At 67.7% G+C, this 15,239-nt stretch carries 13 protein-coding genes and 2 pseudogenes; 9 read left to right on the top strand and 6 right to left on the bottom strand.

Translation table 11 applies throughout. The features are described 5' to 3' along the window. The 7 genes and pseudogenes from EF387_RS45475 to EF387_RS45445 all read left to right on the top strand — a co-directional run. Positions 1–133: pseudogene (locus tag EF387_RS45475) on the top strand (glutamine synthetase); the annotation flags it as partial. A gap of 102 nt (positions 134–235) precedes the next feature. Beyond that, the gene (locus EF387_RS45470; RefSeq protein WP_128382443.1) at positions 236–1,546 is read left to right on the top strand and encodes an ammonium transporter; all 1,311 of its coding nucleotides are present in this window, start codon (positions 236–238) and stop codon (positions 1,544–1,546) included. A 251-nt stretch (positions 1,547–1,797) separates the two neighbouring features. After that, positions 1,798–2,181, top strand: coding sequence for a peptidase inhibitor family I36 protein (locus EF387_RS45465; RefSeq protein WP_128382442.1), 384 nt, complete (start codon positions 1,798–1,800; stop codon positions 2,179–2,181). A gap of 277 nt (positions 2,182–2,458) precedes the next feature. Further along, positions 2,459–2,986, top strand: a complete 528-nt coding sequence (locus EF387_RS45460; RefSeq protein ID WP_128382441.1) for a hypothetical protein — start codon at positions 2,459–2,461, stop codon at positions 2,984–2,986. Positions 2,987–3,092: 106 nt separating this feature from the next. Next, on the top strand, positions 3,093–4,160 hold the full coding sequence (locus EF387_RS45455) for a peptidoglycan-binding protein (protein WP_162467358.1): 1,068 nt from the start codon (positions 3,093–3,095) through the stop codon (positions 4,158–4,160). Beyond that, positions 4,157–4,903: an ABC transporter ATP-binding protein gene (locus tag EF387_RS45450; RefSeq protein WP_274388999.1), complete on the top strand. Its 747-nt coding sequence runs from the start codon at positions 4,157–4,159 to the stop codon at positions 4,901–4,903. The genes EF387_RS45455 and EF387_RS45450 overlap by 4 nt, the downstream gene beginning before the upstream one ends. Further along, positions 4,900–6,111, top strand: coding sequence for an ABC transporter permease (locus tag EF387_RS45445; protein ID WP_338058172.1), 1,212 nt, complete (start codon positions 4,900–4,902; stop codon positions 6,109–6,111). The genes EF387_RS45450 and EF387_RS45445 overlap by 4 nt, the downstream gene beginning before the upstream one ends. 60 nt (positions 6,112–6,171) lie before the next feature. Here the strand turns inward: EF387_RS45445 and EF387_RS49235 are convergent. The 6 genes and pseudogenes from EF387_RS49235 to EF387_RS45415 form a co-directional block, all read right to left on the bottom strand. Continuing rightward, a pseudogene (locus EF387_RS49235) lies at positions 6,172–6,468 on the bottom strand (peptidoglycan recognition protein family protein); the annotation flags it as partial. Positions 6,469–7,743: 1,275 nt separating this feature from the next. Continuing rightward, entirely contained in the window at positions 7,744–9,102 is a 1,359-nt protein-coding gene (locus EF387_RS45435) for an ABC transporter permease (RefSeq protein WP_128382439.1), read from the bottom strand. Next, complete coding sequence (locus tag EF387_RS45430) at positions 9,099–9,821, bottom strand: ABC transporter ATP-binding protein (protein WP_128382438.1); 723 nt, start codon at positions 9,819–9,821, stop codon at positions 9,099–9,101. Before EF387_RS45430 ends, EF387_RS45435 begins: the two co-directional genes overlap by 4 nt. Further along, positions 9,818–11,233, bottom strand: a complete 1,416-nt coding sequence (locus EF387_RS45425) for a peptidoglycan-binding protein (RefSeq protein ID WP_128382437.1) — start codon at positions 11,231–11,233, stop codon at positions 9,818–9,820. Before EF387_RS45425 ends, EF387_RS45430 begins: the two co-directional genes overlap by 4 nt. Then, entirely contained in the window at positions 11,230–12,171 is a 942-nt protein-coding gene (locus tag EF387_RS45420) for a hypothetical protein (RefSeq protein WP_128382436.1), read from the bottom strand. Before EF387_RS45420 ends, EF387_RS45425 begins: the two co-directional genes overlap by 4 nt. A gap of 130 nt (positions 12,172–12,301) precedes the next feature. Then, entirely contained in the window at positions 12,302–12,652 is a 351-nt protein-coding gene (locus tag EF387_RS45415) for a DoxX family protein (RefSeq protein WP_128382435.1), read from the bottom strand. Positions 12,653–13,190: 538 nt separating this feature from the next. Here EF387_RS45415 and EF387_RS47295 point away from each other — a divergent pair. Both EF387_RS47295 and EF387_RS45410 read left to right on the top strand, forming a co-directional pair. Beyond that, complete coding sequence (locus EF387_RS47295) at positions 13,191–13,346, top strand: hypothetical protein (protein ID WP_162467357.1); 156 nt, start codon at positions 13,191–13,193, stop codon at positions 13,344–13,346. 245 nt (positions 13,347–13,591) lie between these two features. Next, positions 13,592–14,851: a mannosyltransferase family protein gene (locus EF387_RS45410; RefSeq protein ID WP_128382434.1), complete on the top strand. Its 1,260-nt coding sequence runs from the start codon at positions 13,592–13,594 to the stop codon at positions 14,849–14,851. Positions 14,852–15,239 lie beyond the last annotated feature (388 nt).

The following is a 15,239-nucleotide window of genomic DNA, read 5'->3' as shown; positions in this document are numbered from 1 at the left end:
GTGGCAGGTCGAGAAGGACGGCAAGGGCTACATCGAGGACCGCCGTCCCAACGCCAACGTCGACCCGTACGTGGTGACCCGGCTGCTCGTCGACACCTGCTGCACCGCGCTGGAGAAGGCCGGCCAGATGTGATCCGACAGCCTTGCACAGCAAGAGGGGTCGCCGTGCGCCGACCCCTCACAACCGCGCACATGTTCCGCGCGCGCGAACTGTACCGATTACGAGGAGACGCCGATGCCAGTAGGCATCACGCTCGCCGCAGAGACCGAACTCTCTTCGGCCAACACCGGGTTCATGCTCATCTGTTCCGCCCTGGTGCTGATGATGACGCCGGGCCTCGCTTTCTTCTACGGAGGCATGGTCCGCGTCAAGAGCAGCATGAACATGCTGCTGATGAGCTTCATCAGCATCGGGATCGTCACCATTCTGTGGGTGCTGTACGGCTTCAGCCTTGCCTTCGGTACTGACTCCGGCGGCATCATCGGCTGGTCGTCCGACTACGCCGGACTCAGCGGCATCGGCCTTGCGCAGCTCTGGGACGGTTACACCATCCCGGTCTACGTCTTCGCCGTCTTCCAGCTGATGTTCGCGATCATCACGCCCGCTCTGATCAGCGGCGCCCTCGCGGACCGAGTCAAGTTCACCTCCTGGGCGCTCTTCGTCGCCCTGTGGGTCACCGTCGTGTACTTCCCGGTCGCCCACTGGGTCTGGGGCGCCGGTGGCTGGGCCTTCGAGCTCGGCGTGATCGACTTCGCCGGTGGTACGGCGGTCCACATCAACGCGGGTGCCGGCGCGCTCGGCGTGATCCTGGTCATCGGCAAGCGCGTCGGCTTCATGAAGTACCCGATGCGCCCGCACAGCCTGCCGCTGGTGATGATCGGTGCGGGTCTGCTGTGGTTCGGCTGGTTCGGCTTCAACGCCGGCTCCTGGCTGGGCAACGACGAAGGTGTCGGCGCGCTGATGTTCATCAACACGCAGATCGCCACCGCAGCCGCGATGCTCGCCTGGCTCGGATACGAGAAGCTGCGCCACGGCTCTTTCACCGCGCTGGGTGCCGCCTCCGGTGCGGTCGCCGGTCTGGTCGCCATCACCCCGTCCGGTGGCGCCGTCTCACCGCTCGGCGCGATCGCCGTCGGTGCCGTCGCCGGTCTGCTCTGCGCCATGGCGGTGGGTCTGAAGTACAAGTTCGGCTACGACGACTCGCTCGACGTCGTCGGTGTCCACCTGGTCGGCGGTGTCGTCGGCTCGCTGCTCATCGGCTTCTTCGCCACCGGCGGGGGCCAGAGCGATGTCGCGGGCCTCTTCTACGGCGGCGGCCTCGACCAGTTGGGCAAGCAGGCCGCGGGTGTGGTCGCGGTGCTCGCCTACTCACTGATCGCCTCTGCCGTACTGGCCTTCCTCGTCGACAGGACCATCGGCATGCGGGTCAGCGAGGACACCGAAGTCGCCGGCATCGACCAGGCCGAACACGCTGAGACGGCGTACGACTTCAGCGGCACCGACAGCATGAGGGAGGTGCGGGCGGTGGAGCAGGTAGGCGCGTGAGGCTCGTCGGCGAGGTCCACCGTGGCGGATGCGCCCCAGCGGACGTCTTGGGACCATGCGACGACGCGGCGGCCCGGCTGCGCCTCCTCAACGAGGCGCCGCGGGGCCGCGGCGCTGTGCCGCGCCTTGGGAAACGTTGTTGTGAACCGGTGCGGCCATCTCCGCGTTGTCCGAAAGTACGACGTCGTTTCCACAGAGTGCTTCAACTCGGAGGAACTGGGCCGGCGTTGGTTTCTATAAGGAGTGCACCCATGAAGTTCGGACGACATATGGCGCGGGCCACCGCAGCCGGAGCGGCCCTGCTCGCGACCCTGACAGCAAGTGCGATCACCGCACCCACCGCTTCGGCGGCTCCCTGGGACAGGTGTCCGGAGAACAAATTCTGCATCTTCCAGGACATGGGCTACGAAGGGGAGATCGCCTACTCCAGCCACAACCAGCCGAACCTGGGCTGGTTCAACGACCGCACCAGCTCATATTGGAACAAGACGGATCACCCGATCGCCATCTACATGCACGCGAACTACGGAGGCATCCTCTGCTACGACATACCGGCCGGCGGTTCGGACGGCCACCTGGACAACCCCTACAACGACAATTGGTCGTCCTTCAAGGCCGGCTACTGCGAGAAATAGCCGGCATCTGACCGGGCCGCCCCCGAAGAACCCCCGCTACGCGGAGGGTGAACCGGGGGCTGCTGCATTTGGACGGGACGGGGCCGGCGACGGTGGACCGGGGTTCTCGGGGTTAGGCAGGGGTTAGCCGATCGTCACCGGCACTGAACCGGGGTGCCGATAAACCTGTGTCAGGAACGGCGCGCACACTGCCGCCGGAACAGCATTCAGGAGGCATCCCATGAAATCGGCAAAGACGAACTCGTCAATCCCTGTCCGGGCCGCTGCAGCGGTCCTCGTGGCAGTCACGGCTCTCCTGTCCGTCACAGGATGCTCGTTCGTCCGCGATGAGCCGGTGCCGGACGTGCCCGCCGCCGGCAAGGGCGGCGGAAGCACCGAGCAGACCAAGGACGCCGACGCGATCCGTCAGGCGTGGTTGCGCTGCATGCAGGAAGCCGGGCACACCGAGCTCCGCATGACAGACGACGGCCGGATCAGCATGCCGGCTGAGGGGCCCGGTGCGTCGGACGCGGAAGCGGCACGGAAGGCCGAAGCGAGGAAGGAGGACACGAAGAAGTGCAATGCCAAGGTCCCCGGCATGCAGCAGCTGCAGCAGAAGCCCGCAGGGGGCGACATGAAGGCCGCACGCAACCTCGCCGCATGCCTGCGGGAGAACGGGCTGCCTGAGATCGCCGACCCCAAGCCGGAGGCCGGCGCGGCCCTCACCGTGCCGCCGGATGTGGATGCCGGGGCGTGGAACAAGGCATACGGAATCTGCGGCAAGAAGTACCCCCAGGTTCCCTTCGCCGCCGTTCCGGCCAAGTGACATGAAGCGCACGACAGGGGAAGTCCCCGCCCGGACGACAGAGGAAGTCCCCGCCGGTCCCGGCGTCGGCCCGCGGCGGAGGGCTTCCCGGCGCGCACTCGTGGGCGTGGCAGCCGCCGCGATCGTGGCGCTCGGATGCGCGGCGTTCGTCGTACGCCCGTGGGAGTCCCGCGACACCACGGCCGAGGTTCAGGGCCCACCGGCCACCGCCACCGTCGCACGCACCTCTCTCTCTTCGGGCCTGCGGCTCAGCGGCACACTGGGACACGGCCCCGCCGCCAAGGTCGTTGCACAGGGGCAGGGCATCTTCACCCGGCTCCCGGCATCCGGGAAGCGGATTCGGGCGGGCGAGGTGCTGTTCGAGATCGATGCCCGGCCGGTGGTGCTCTTCACCGGCACCCGGCCGTTCTGGCGCGATCTCACTCCGGGCATGAGTGATGGCCCGGATGTCAGGCAACTCGAACAGAACCTCACCGACCTCGGCTTCGCCGAGGCCACCACCCTGACCGTCGATCAGCACTTCACCGACGCCACCGCGTCAGCCGTCAAACGCTGGCAGAAGTCGCTCGGCCTGGACCGGACCGGCACGATTCCCCTCGGCCGGGTCATCGTGCTGCCCGACCAGGTCGTACGCGTCGACGAGGTGACGGCCGTGCGTGGCGGCGTTGTGGCGCCCGGAACCTCCGTCCTGTCCGTCACCCCGCCGGACATCCGCGTCTCGGTGCGCCTGAGCGGTGGGCAGGCCGCTCAGCTGCCGCCGGGTGGTGACGTCTCCGTCGCACTCACGGACGGCCGTGTGGTGCGAGGTGAACTGCGCGCCATGGAACCCGAAGGCGGAGGTGCACCGGGCGACCAGGACGGGAGCGGTACTGACGAGCGGGGCGGAGCCGTCGCCATCATCGAACTCGCCCAGCAGAAGGAGGCGCGAGCCGCGATGGACAAGGGCCGCCCGGACGTCACGGTCACCGTCCCCGACCGCACGGTGAAGGACGCCCTGGTCGTACCGGTAACGGCCCTGCTCGCCCTCGCGGACGGCGGATACGGTGTGCGCGTCGTCCGCGGCGAGCAGTCGGAGCCCCGGCTCATATCGGTCGAGGTCGGGCTGATCGTCGATGCCCGGGCGCAGATCACCGGCGCGGTCCGCGAGGGCCAGCAGGTGGTGATCCCCACGTGACCGCGCCCTGCCCGGAGCCGTTGCTGCTCCTGGAGAACGTCGTGAAGACCTACCCGGGCCATCCGCCGGTGCACGTCCTGCGCGGCATCGACCTGAAGGTACGGCGCGGCGAACTCGTCGCCGTCGTCGGCCCCTCCGGGTCCGGCAAGTCCACCCTGCTGTCCCTCATCGGAACCCTCGATCACCCCTCGTCCGGCCGGATTCTCTTCGAAGGCCACGATCTCGCCCACCTGAGCGGGAGCGAGATCGCGGCCTTGCGCGCGCACCGTATCGGGTTCGTCTTCCAGCAGTTTTTCCTCCTGCCCGCACAGACCGCGGTGGAGAACGTGGCAGGCGGTCTCCTCTACACCGGTGAAGGGCCCCGGCGCCGGCGCGAGCGTGCCGTGGAGGCACTGCAGGACGTAGGTCTCGGACAGCGGCTCGGGCACCGTCCCGAGCAGCTGTCCGGAGGAGAGAAACAGCGGGTGGCCATCGCCCGGGCCCTGGTCGGCCGGCCCGCACTGCTGCTCGCCGACGAACCCACCGGGGCACTGGATTCCGTCTCCGGCAGCAGCATCATCGACCTGCTGCGTGACCTCAACACCAAGGGCACCACGGTCATGGTCATCACCCACGACCGCGAACTGGCCGAGTCATTTCCCCGCCGTGTCGGCATCCAGGACGGCCAAGTTGCCTTCGACGACGTTGACGACCGTTGGCCGGCCACCGACTCCCGAGCCGCCGGAACGAGGCCCCGAGCATGATGTCGTCCGTTCCTCGCCCCGCCCGCCTGAGTCCCGCCGACCTGATCCGTCTGGGCATGGTGGGACCACGCACCCGTACGCTGCGGTCGGTGCTGTCCGCCCTCGGTGTCGCGTTGGGAGTCGCCGCTCTCGTCGCCGTCACCGGCATCTCCGCCTCCCACCAGGCCCACCTCCTGGACCGGTTGGACCGGCTCGGGAGCAATCTGATCACGGTGTCACCGGGCGTCGACGTCGACCAGCGGCCGGTGCCGCTGCCGAAGGAGTCCGTCGCCATGCTCGCCGCCGTCGCACCCGTGGAGACGGTGAGCGCGACCGGCGCCACACAGGCGGACATCTATCGCAACGATCTCGTCCCGGTGACACAGACCAATGGCCTGTCGGTCCGGTCCGCCCGCCTCGATCTGCTCGGCGCCCTGCGCGGGAATCTCCGCGTAGGCCGCTGGCTGGACCGGGCCACCGAGAGACTGCCGGTCGTCGTACTGGGATCCGAGGCGGCGGACCGGCTGGGCATATCCGGCCCCGGCGAACGAGTGTGGTTGTGCGGGAAGAAGATCCAGTGCGGCTGGTTCTCCGTCCTCGGCATCCTTGCCCCCAACCCGCTGGTCCCCGAGATCGACTCCACGGCACTCACCGGCCGGCCCCAGGCCACCGCCCGCCTCGGCGACGACGGAACTCCAGCCACCGTCTATGTGCGGACGCACCCCGCACGGGTCACTGACGTCCAGGCCATCGCCGGCGCGACCGCGAACCCGGCCGCCCCCAACCTCGTGTCGGTGTCCCGGCCCTCCGACCTGCTCAAGGCCAGGGCCGAGACGAAGACCTCGCTGGAGGGCATGGTCCTCGCACTGGCCGGGGTGGCGCTGGCTGTCGGCGGACTCGGCATCGCGAACACCATGGTCGTCGGCGTGATGGAACGCCGTGGCGAGGTCGGCCTGCGCCGGGCGCTCGGCGCGCGGCCCGGACAGATCGCCGCACAGTTTCTCATCGAATCGGTGATGCTGGGACTGTTCGGCGGTACCGCCGGTGCACTCGTCGGCGGTGCCACGGTCCACTTGTACGCCAGTGTCAAGGCGTGGCCGACGGCCGTCTCGCTCACCTGGGTGACCGCAGGACCGGTCATGGCTGTGGTCATCGCAGCCGGCGCCGGGCTCTACCCGGCTCTGAGGGCGGCCCGCATGTCACCCACGGAGGCACTGCGGTCCGCATGACAGGCAGCCGGACCGTCGGCAGGGCCGTACGTCCCGGAAGAGGACGTACGGCCAGCGCCTTCAGCTGTCCCGCATCGCCGCCGCAACGTCAGCGCGCAGAGCGGGGAGGGCGCCGTACAGCGTGGTTCCGGGGCACTCGGTGGCGAGCCAGTCACGGTGGCCGCTGATCGTTCGGACCTTCTTGGTGACGCCGTTGACCGGGTTGACGAAGGTGACGGCCGCCTGGGGGTCGAAGCCGTGGTACTCGGACAGGGCCGCCAGCAGCGTGGTCAGTGACTTGCCGGCCGCTGCCGTGGGGGACCGGTCGCTGAAGGTGCCGAGCAGGGCGATACCGAGGTTGCCCGAGTTGTGGCCGGAGGCGTGGAAAGGCCGTCACCGTTCTTCCGTGATGGGCGGGGATGCCGTCCGCACCGGAGTAACGGCCCTCGTAGAGGCGGCCTGCTTCGTGGATCAGGAAGTGGTAGCAGATGTCGCCCCAGTCGGTGGCGATCGCACGGAGGTAGTAGTACGTCCTGATGGTGGCCGCCGGGTCGCAGTCGCCGTTCGCGCCGACCGTGTGGTGCACGGTCGGCGTCTGGGCCGGATAGTAGGTTGCGGCGAGTTCTCGGTGCCGTCCGCCTTGAAGCGGAGGGACTCGTCGGCACCCCACTCGGCCCGGGTGATGTGGTCGATGCCCAGGAATTGATGTGTCTGCGGTGTCACAGCAACATTGGGGCCGTTCCAGGTGACACCGACGTACTCGATGGGGAAGTCCGCCCGTACGGCACGCGCGGCGGGACCACGACGGACTTCGCGCGAGTTCGGGGCACACGGGCCGTCCGCACGCGCGGAGCGGCCATTGCGGCGGCGGCCGAACCGAGAGCCGCACAGCGGCGACGCCGGCTGTGAGACCGGCAGCTCTGAGGACGGTACGACGGGGCAGCACACGCTCGTGGCTCAAAGTTGATCAATTCAAGTGGTACATGAAAATGGGAACTTGACGCCCTGCCTGTCGGGTCTGTTGCACGTGGGCACAGGAAGCAGGTGGGACGCGCGCGTTCGCCACTCAGTAGTCACTCCGACTACGACGCCGCAAGCAAGAAGGGTTCGACGAGGGTCAGCCTGCCCCTGGACCTCCGCGCCCAAAGAGGTGCGGCTCGGCGGCTCAACGAGGAAGTGGCGTCCCCGGAGCTCAAGGGGTCCGTCGATGTGGCTTCGTCGCCTCGCGTAGCCGGTGGTAAAGGGGGGCCAGGGCGGTGCTGACCAGCATTCCGCAGGAGATCCGGAAGGCCCATGCCAGCGCCCCGGACTCACCGGTCCGATTCAACAATGCGTCAGACACAGGGTAGGCCAGCACACATCCAACGAGCAGAACCCACCATGGACCGGCCCAGCGTCCTCGGGCGAAACCAGCGACTCCGACAGCAACGAGGATGACGACACTCATCCATGTGACGTGATTGAACTGCATCCCGACTTCCCTGACGTTCCGAAGACAGCAGGCCGTGTGCCCGCGACTGTTGCAACGGCGGTGCCCCGGTACCGGTTCATAAGCCTGGCCCGCATGGTTCAGCGGGTCTGCGTTGTGAGGCCACTGCAGAACGACTTCAGCAAGCAGCGCTCAGAGTGTCACGGGCCACTCGCTCCCGGCTGTCAGGACGGTGCGCGCAACGCCTCGACGGGCTCCAGACGGGAGGCCCGTAGCGCGGGATACACCCCCGCCAGCAGCCCGACCACTGCCCCCGCGACCGGCGCGCCGAGGGCCAGTCGGGCGTCCAGGACGGGAGTCCAGTCCCTGATTGCGGATACAGAGACCACCACGACCATGCCGAGGGCGGCGCCGATGACGCCGCCCAGCAGTCCGATCGTCGTCGACTCCGTGAGGAACTGCCCGGCGACCTGCCTACGGGAGGCGCCCAGGGCACGCCGCAGTCCGATCTCGCCGACCCGTTCCATCACGGTGACCAGCGTGACGTTGGCGATACCGATGGCACCCACGATCAGCGAGACCAGCCCCAGCACCAGGAACAGGCCGTTGACGTCGCCTTGTACGCCTTTGCGTGCCTTCGACAGATCGGGTGGCGAGAGCACGGTGAGCGCACCCGCGCTGTTGGGTGCGAGAGCAACTGGCGCTTGCCTGGCGACCTGCTGCGCGGCACCGAGGGAGGTGTTGACCAGAACGCGGCTCACCTCATCAAGGCCCACACGGTCCTTTGCCGTGGTGGGAGGCAGGATCACTGAGGTGGAAAGGCGCTGTTCACGCTTGAATCCGCCGAGAATCCCGATGACGGTGAAGGAGTGTCCGTTGAAGAAGACCGCGGGCGCGTCGTCCACCTCCTTGATACCGAGGAGGCGAGCGGCCTGGTCCCCGAGCACCGCGACCCGGTCGTGCCGGGCGATGTCTCCGGTGTCGTAGAACCTGCCTACGAGGATGTCGCCTCGCACCGCCGCGGGCAGGGAAGGCGACGCGGCGACGACAGCCAGCGTCTGGCTGGACAGGACTCCGGGCGTGATCACGTCGTTGGCCCGCACTTGCAGAGCCGAGGTGTCATCGGACTCCGCGAGCGCGGCGGACGTCTCCACCCCGGCCAGCCGGTCCACGGCGTCGACGCCCGGCCAGTCCACCAGCGGGGCGGTATCGGACGACGGGGGCGGGGGCGGCACGACCACGGTGACCGAGGTGGCGGTGAGGGCGTCGAACCGGCCGACGATCTGGTTCGCGGCTGTCGACGCCACCCCGATCGTGATGACCAGCGTGCCGATGCCCAGCACCGTGCCCAGAGTGGTCAGTGCGGACCGGACGGGACGGGCCAGTACGCCCGACAGCGCCTCCGCCCACAGATCCCTGGGATCGATCCAGGGACGTTCGACTCCCTTGGTGCCCCGTCTCTCGGCCGAGCGTTGCCGGGGACGCCGGCTACGTTCCGGCCTGTTCGGCTGTTCCTGGCTGGACTCGGCCGGCTCCGGATCCGGATCCGGCTCCGGAGCAGCGGTACGGTGACGGAACTTCATACGATCTCCTGACTGAGCTGCCCGTCACTGATGCGTACGCGCCTGTTCGCGCGCCTGCTGACTGCCTCGTCGTGGGTGATCACGACCAGGGTCATGCCCTGGGCGCAGAGCTCGTCGAAGAGCTCCAGGACCGAGAAGGTGTTCTCACTGTCGAGGTTGCCGGTGGGTTCGTCGCACAGCAGCAGGGCCGGGTCGCTCATCAGCGCCCGGGCGATGGCAACGCGCTGGCGTTCACCGCCGGACAGCCGGTCGGGCCGGAACCCGTGCCGTTGTGAGAGCCCCACCCGGTCAAGGGCCGCTCTGGCCCGCTTGGCACGGCTGCGGCGATCCCGGCCTGGGCGGGTCTTGCGGTAGATCTCCGCCAGCATGACGTTCTCTTCCACGGTCCGGTAGGGGAGCAGATGGAAAGCCTGGAAGACGAAGCCGATGCGGCTTCCGCGCAGCGAAGTGCGCTGACGGTCGGTGAGGGTGGCGGTCTCCACTCCGTCGAGCCAGTAGGCCCCTGAGCTCGGCCGGTCCAGCAGCCCGAGGGTGTTCAGCAGGGTGGACTTCCCTGAACCGGACGGCCCGACGATCGACAGGTGTTCTCCTCGCCGGACCGCCAGGTCGACGTCACGCAGCGCGTGTACGGGTGGATCCGAGTCGAATGTGCGGTTGACCCCAGTCAGCCTGATGACGTCGTCGTCCGGCGTGTCGCTGTGTGCGAGTGGTTCGCTCATTGGCCGACTACCACGGCGTCGCCCTCGCGCAGCGCGTCGCCGTCCGCTTTCACCTCGACGAGCCCGTCGGCGGAGATCCCGAGGTCGACTTCGATGCCGACCACACGTTCGTCCCGCTGGACCCGTACGCGTGCCTTCCCGTCCGCGGAGGTGCGGATTGCGGCGACGGGTACGGCCAGGACCTTGCCTTTCGAGGCGCCCACTTTGATGGTCACTGTCGCCGCGCCGCCCGCGCCACCGGCCAACGGGCCGGGTTTCGCAATGGTGATCTTCAGGGGTACAGGTGCTGATGCCTCGCCACCAGAACCCTCGGCGCCCTCGGCGTCTCCGCTGGTCCCGGCCTTGGCTGCAGAACCATCCGACTTCGAGCCCGAGCCACCGATCTCGCTCACGACACCGCTCGCCTCCTTGCCGTCCGGTGTCGTGACCCGCACCGTCATCCCCTCCCGCAGCGAACCGGCGTCCGCACCGGGTACCACCGCCTGCACCTCGACATCAGAGCTCGTCACGGTGGCGACCTCGCCGTCCGGAGCGTCACCGGCGCGCACCTTGACCTTGTCGACGCGGACCGGGAGTTCCGGGAGGAAGATCACCTCTCCCGCCGGGACCTTCGTCCCGTAGGCGGCTTTGAAGGCGCTCAGAGCGGAGTTCGCCAGCTGAAGCTGCTTTCTGGCCGCCTTGATCTGCAAGGCCCGCGTCTCATCCGATTCCGATTCGCTTTCGGACTCGCCGTCGTTCTTCGTTCCTCCTCCGGAGCCCTGTGCGGTGAGCAGCGCGAGCTGTGCGTCGGACACCGCGGTTTCGAGTTGTCCCAGCTGCTGCTGGTCGGCAGTGCTTGGCTCCTGCGCCGCATACCCCTTGCTGCGGTACCAGCGGCTGACCGCGGACGCGGTGCCCTGTCCGTAGGTCCCGGTGACGCCGCCTGTCGCGAAACCGAGCCTGTTGAGGGCGTTCTGCAGCTGCCTGACGTCGTCCCCCGACGAACCGGGGCCGATGGTCCGGTACATCGGTACCGCTCCGCGCAGCACGATCACGGGCCGACCGCTCACCTGCATGAGGACACTGCCCTCCTTGAGTTCGCTGTCGCGGGCCGGCACCTTGGTGACCCGCTGGGCTGCGGCACCGCCCTCGCCACCCTCCTCGGATGCGCCGACGGTGCCGGCCAGGGTGAGACTCCTCGGAGAGCCGTACTCAAGGCTGCCCTGGGCCACCACGGTGGCGGTCAGTGCCCGCTGTACCACGGGAACAGTCACCGGTTCCGCTTTCGGCGGCTGGTGCGCGGCTGCGGCGTCGGCGGGCGACTCCATCCGGGTGCCGGCGAACCAGCCGCCCGCCCCGACGAGGGCGACCACGCCGACGATCACGCCAAGTTGCCTCGTGCGGCTGCTCTGGCGCTTCTTGTCGCGTTTCATCCGTTGCCCCCGACGTAGGGGTTCTTCTTGTACTTGGGCCAGTAGGCGGCCCTGAACTTCTTGCCGCACTCGAGGTCCTTGAGCGCGAGGCCGATCTCACGGGTGAGTTTCGGCATGGCGTCTTCCTTGCTCAGAGTTCCGTCGGCGGGTATCTGAGCGCTCACCTGGAATTTCACCATTTCACCGATGCTCGTGGGCTGAGTGGTACTGACCGTTATGCCGTCCTTGCGTAGACAGGAGGCATACTCCTGGGCGAGGAGGACGAGTTGCTGGTCACCGTTGAGAGCCTGCCCGGCCTGCCTGTCGCGCTCCGCCTGCTTTGCGTTCTCCCGGTCCTGCTCGGCCGCCGACTTGGCCGGCCCATACACCTTCAGATTGGCTTCTGCGATGCAACTGCCCTTGGCGGGACGATTGCTTTCGGCATTGTCCAGCGCCACGCGCGCCGGCCTCCCCAACGCCTTGTCGTAGGCCTTCTGCTGGGCGGCGGGAAGGGAACTGCGGTAGGAGGCGTTGGGGTTGCCCTTTTCGCTGGTACCAGGTGCAGCCGGGTCGTTGGGGTAGACGGCGCTCGAGTAGATACCGAATCCGTATTTCTGCCGGTATTTCTTCGCCAGTGCGTAGTCTGCTCCGTCGATCGCCGAGCTCGCCTCGTTCTCCGTTGGGCCAGGGTTCGGTGTGTAGCTGAATCCCCGTTTTTTCATGCAGGCGGCTGTGGCGTTCTCGGCGAGGTAGATCTTCTTCGTGACCGGGTCGGCGTCCTCGGGGATGGTCAGCGCTCCGCCCGGCGCGGCCGACGGACTGCCTCCGGCCTGAGTATCTCTTCCGTCGCTCGCGGTGGAAGATGATTCGCCGGAGCCGCTCTGGCTGCATGCCGACAGCGGCAGCATGCTCGCCGCCGCGAGCACCATCAAGATATTGCGGAATTGCAATGTGATCACCTGTCCGTTCGGGAAGTAATCGTGCGGTGGTTCGGCGCGTGCCGGGATAAGACCCTGGCGGTTCGCTTCCTACAGAATTCTGGGAGTGCGTGGACACCGCTTCAGTTCCGTTGGCGGTGCAAGGGGCATGTCATCCCACCACCTGCGCCGCGACATAGATCACCATGACCATTGCGGTGAGGGACGCCGGCGCGTATTTGAGGGGTCCGTCATGATTCCAGTGGTGATACTGAAGCGCGGCCATGGTGAGGATGAGAAGACCGGACGCTGCGGCAGTTGCCACTAATGGAAACCACGATCCAGCGACAAGTCCGGCACCTCCGACAAGCTCGCATGCCCCGATCGCGCGGGACGCGGTGGCGGAGAAACCCAGTTCACTCGTAGGCGTACACAAGCGAGTGAACCCCAGGATATGACGGATCCCGCTCACGACGAGCAAGCACCCGAACAGTGCGCCAGTGACCATGAGGGTGATGGACATAGCGTTCCCTGACTCCTCGCTCCCGCAGTTCCTGTCTCCAGCGCCGTACGCCTGCTCGCTACGACGGCCCCAATGAGGGAGTGGTTCACCGTCACCGTTACCAAGAACTTGTTGTCCCGGCCGGACAGGCCGGCAAAGCAGGCAGGAACGGTCGAGCGGAGTCGGTCAGCGGTCGCCGTTGGACCTGGGCTTACGCTCGGCATTCGTCATCAGGCAGGGCACCGAGACTGTTTGTGGGGATGGTGAACCACAGACGCGGGGTGCCCGCTCTCAGGTGAGCGGCATTCACAGCAGTACGACGGTGGTGCGGTACCGGATGTGGTGCGAACCCTGAGTGCGCACGCTCTGAACCGCTGAGCCATTTCCCTCGTAGGGACGGGATGGAAGGCGGCAAACGGGCCGGTCACCGACAACGATTTTGGAGAAGGTCGGATGAAGCTGCGCAGAGTTGACGAGAAGGCCACGGGACGTCCTAGCAGGGCGTATTGGCCGGCGCGGCGATACGAATTGCGGCGACGGCCCTCGCCGTGCTGCCCGCGTGAACAAGGACTGGATCAAGCGGGGTGACGTGAGACATGCCGCGGCGAATCCCGAGTTCTGCCTGGACAGCAACTCCGCCCGCGACGTCTACGTGCTGGGATGCAATGGCGGGAACTATCAGAACTGGCAGCTCAACGTGCTCAGGAGGGGTTGAGCCGCGCATGAGCCACGGCGAGGGCACGGCCCTCGGAGCGGCACAACGGCGCGGGTCGCCGCATGGCCGGCCTCCGAACTGGCCGAGGCGGAGTTGATGCAGCCGGTCGAGAAGGGGCGGGTCGAGGCGTTGCATGGCGCCTGGTCTCTCCCCGGTCCTGGTGTCTGCCCTGCCTCGCCGCCGGAAATTCCACACGCGCTCCTTCGCCTTCCGCCGCTTGTCGGCATGCCAGGACTGGACCCTCGATGACGACCGCCCGGCCCACCGCCCCGCCCGACCCCTCACCCGTGGAGAATCCAAGGCATCGTGCTGCACGGGGGCCCTTGTGCGATCCGGCCCTCGGCCCGGCCCGGCAGCTGCTGGACCGGCTGACGCCCGCTGACCGGCGGGTGCTGCGCATCTATCTGTTCACGCGTATGGGGCTGTGGATCGTGGTCTACTGCACCGGGTGGCTGTTCCCTGCCGGCTCACGGGTCACGTCGCCGGGCCCATGGCTGTCCCATTGGGAGCGGTGGGACTGGATGCACTACCGCCGCATCGCCGAGTACGGCTACTTCGATGCCCTTCCGGGTGTTGATCCAGCGAGTGACAACCGTGTGGCGTTCTTCCCCGGCTTCCCTCTTGTGCTCCGCGCCGTCCACACTGTCGTTCCCAACTGGACCGTGGCCGGCCTCCTGATATCCCTGACGTGCGGCGCCGTGGCCGTCGTCGCCCTTGCCCGGATCGCCGGGATCGGCCACCCGGACGGCGGCGACCGGGCCGGGCAGAGGGCCGCCGGTTTCCTGCTGCTCTCGCCGGCCGCAGTCTTTCTCGCCGCCGGCTACACGGAGTCGCTCTTCCTCGCGTTCGCGCTGCCGGCCTGGCTCGCGGCCAAGAACCGTCGCTGGCCCCTCGCAGGCCTGCTCGCCGCGTTGGCCACCACCACCCGTGTCAGCGGGCTGTTCCTGGCCGCGGCGATCGCGGTCGAATTCCTTGTGGCCCACAACCACCGCGGTGCCCGCCGGGACTGGCGCTCCTTCCTCTGGTGCGCGCTGCCCGCCGTACCCGCCCTCGCATTCGCGCACTACGTGCATGCGCGGACCGACGACTGGATGGCCTGGAAGCACGCCCAGGAACGCGGCTGGAAGCGGGACTTCCACACCCCCGCCGAAGCATTCCGCAACACCTGGCAGAACGCGTTCGGTCACCACCAGACCACTGGGTTCGCGTGGGGGTTCCAACTGGAGCTGGTCGCCATGGCAACCGGAGTGCTGCTGCTGGCATGGCTGCTGATCGGTCGCCGCTGGCCCGAAGCCGTCTTCATCGCGCTCAGTCTCTGGGCTCTGGGCACGTCGTACTGGTACCTGTCGATACCCCGCGCCACCCTGCTCTGGTGGCCGCTGTGGACCGGGTTGGCCCACTGGAGCCTGCGGCGCCGCTGGGTGAAAGAGGCGTATGCCTGCGTGGTGGCCCCACTCATGGTCGTGCTGGTGGTGACCTTCGCGTCGGGGCGCTGGGCCGGTTGACCGCATGGACTGCGAAATCCTGCCCATTCCGGGCACGGAAGGCGGTCGTGGGCCGACACGTCCCCGGCTTCCCTGGGACGGAGCCAGCTGTCCAGGCCGGCATGTCACACGTCCTCGCACCGTCAGATGCCGCCCGCCCTCGCGGCGGCTTAGGGCTTGCCGGGAAATAACTTGCGTGCTCCGGGTCTTGACACCGCAGCTCAGGAGCGATGCTCGCCGACGAATTATGTATCGGCGAGCCCTTAGGGGCAATGCCGTTGCTTTACGTGGTTGCGGGTTGGGGTCGCTGGATGCGGACTGCTCGGGTGCCGGTGTGGGTGGGTTGGGGCCAGGTGTGGTGTTCGGCCCGTTTGAGTCGATAGTTGGACATCTTGCGTTTGACGACGCG

This window comes from Streptomyces cavernae (assembly GCF_004023625.1).
In the GTDB taxonomy this organism is placed as follows: domain Bacteria; phylum Actinomycetota; class Actinomycetes; order Streptomycetales; family Streptomycetaceae; genus Streptomyces; species Streptomyces cavernae.
Note: the sequence above shows the minus strand (reverse complement) of the source record. Positions and strands in the feature narration are given on the sequence as shown.

Bases quoted from the DNA above. Each gene is read 5' to 3' on its own strand.
- EF387_RS45410 (WP_128382434.1), top strand. From the start codon at position 13,592: ATGACGACCGCCCGGCCCACCGCCCCGCCCGACCCCTCACCCGTGGAG.
- EF387_RS45430 (WP_128382438.1), bottom strand. From the start codon at position 9,821: ATGAGCGAACCACTCGCACACAGCGACACGCCGGACGACGACGTCATC.
- EF387_RS45470 (WP_128382443.1), top strand. From the start codon at position 236: ATGCCAGTAGGCATCACGCTCGCCGCAGAGACCGAACTCTCTTCGGCC.
- EF387_RS45435 (WP_128382439.1), bottom strand. From the start codon at position 9,102: ATGAAGTTCCGTCACCGTACCGCTGCTCCGGAGCCGGATCCGGATCCG.
- EF387_RS45425 (WP_128382437.1), bottom strand. From the start codon at position 11,233: ATGAAACGCGACAAGAAGCGCCAGAGCAGCCGCACGAGGCAACTTGGC.
- EF387_RS45445 (WP_338058172.1), top strand. From the start codon at position 4,900: ATGATGTCGTCCGTTCCTCGCCCCGCCCGCCTGAGTCCCGCCGACCTG.
- EF387_RS45415 (WP_128382435.1), bottom strand. From the start codon at position 12,652: ATGTCCATCACCCTCATGGTCACTGGCGCACTGTTCGGGTGCTTGCTC.
- EF387_RS45465 (WP_128382442.1), top strand. From the start codon at position 1,798: ATGAAGTTCGGACGACATATGGCGCGGGCCACCGCAGCCGGAGCGGCC.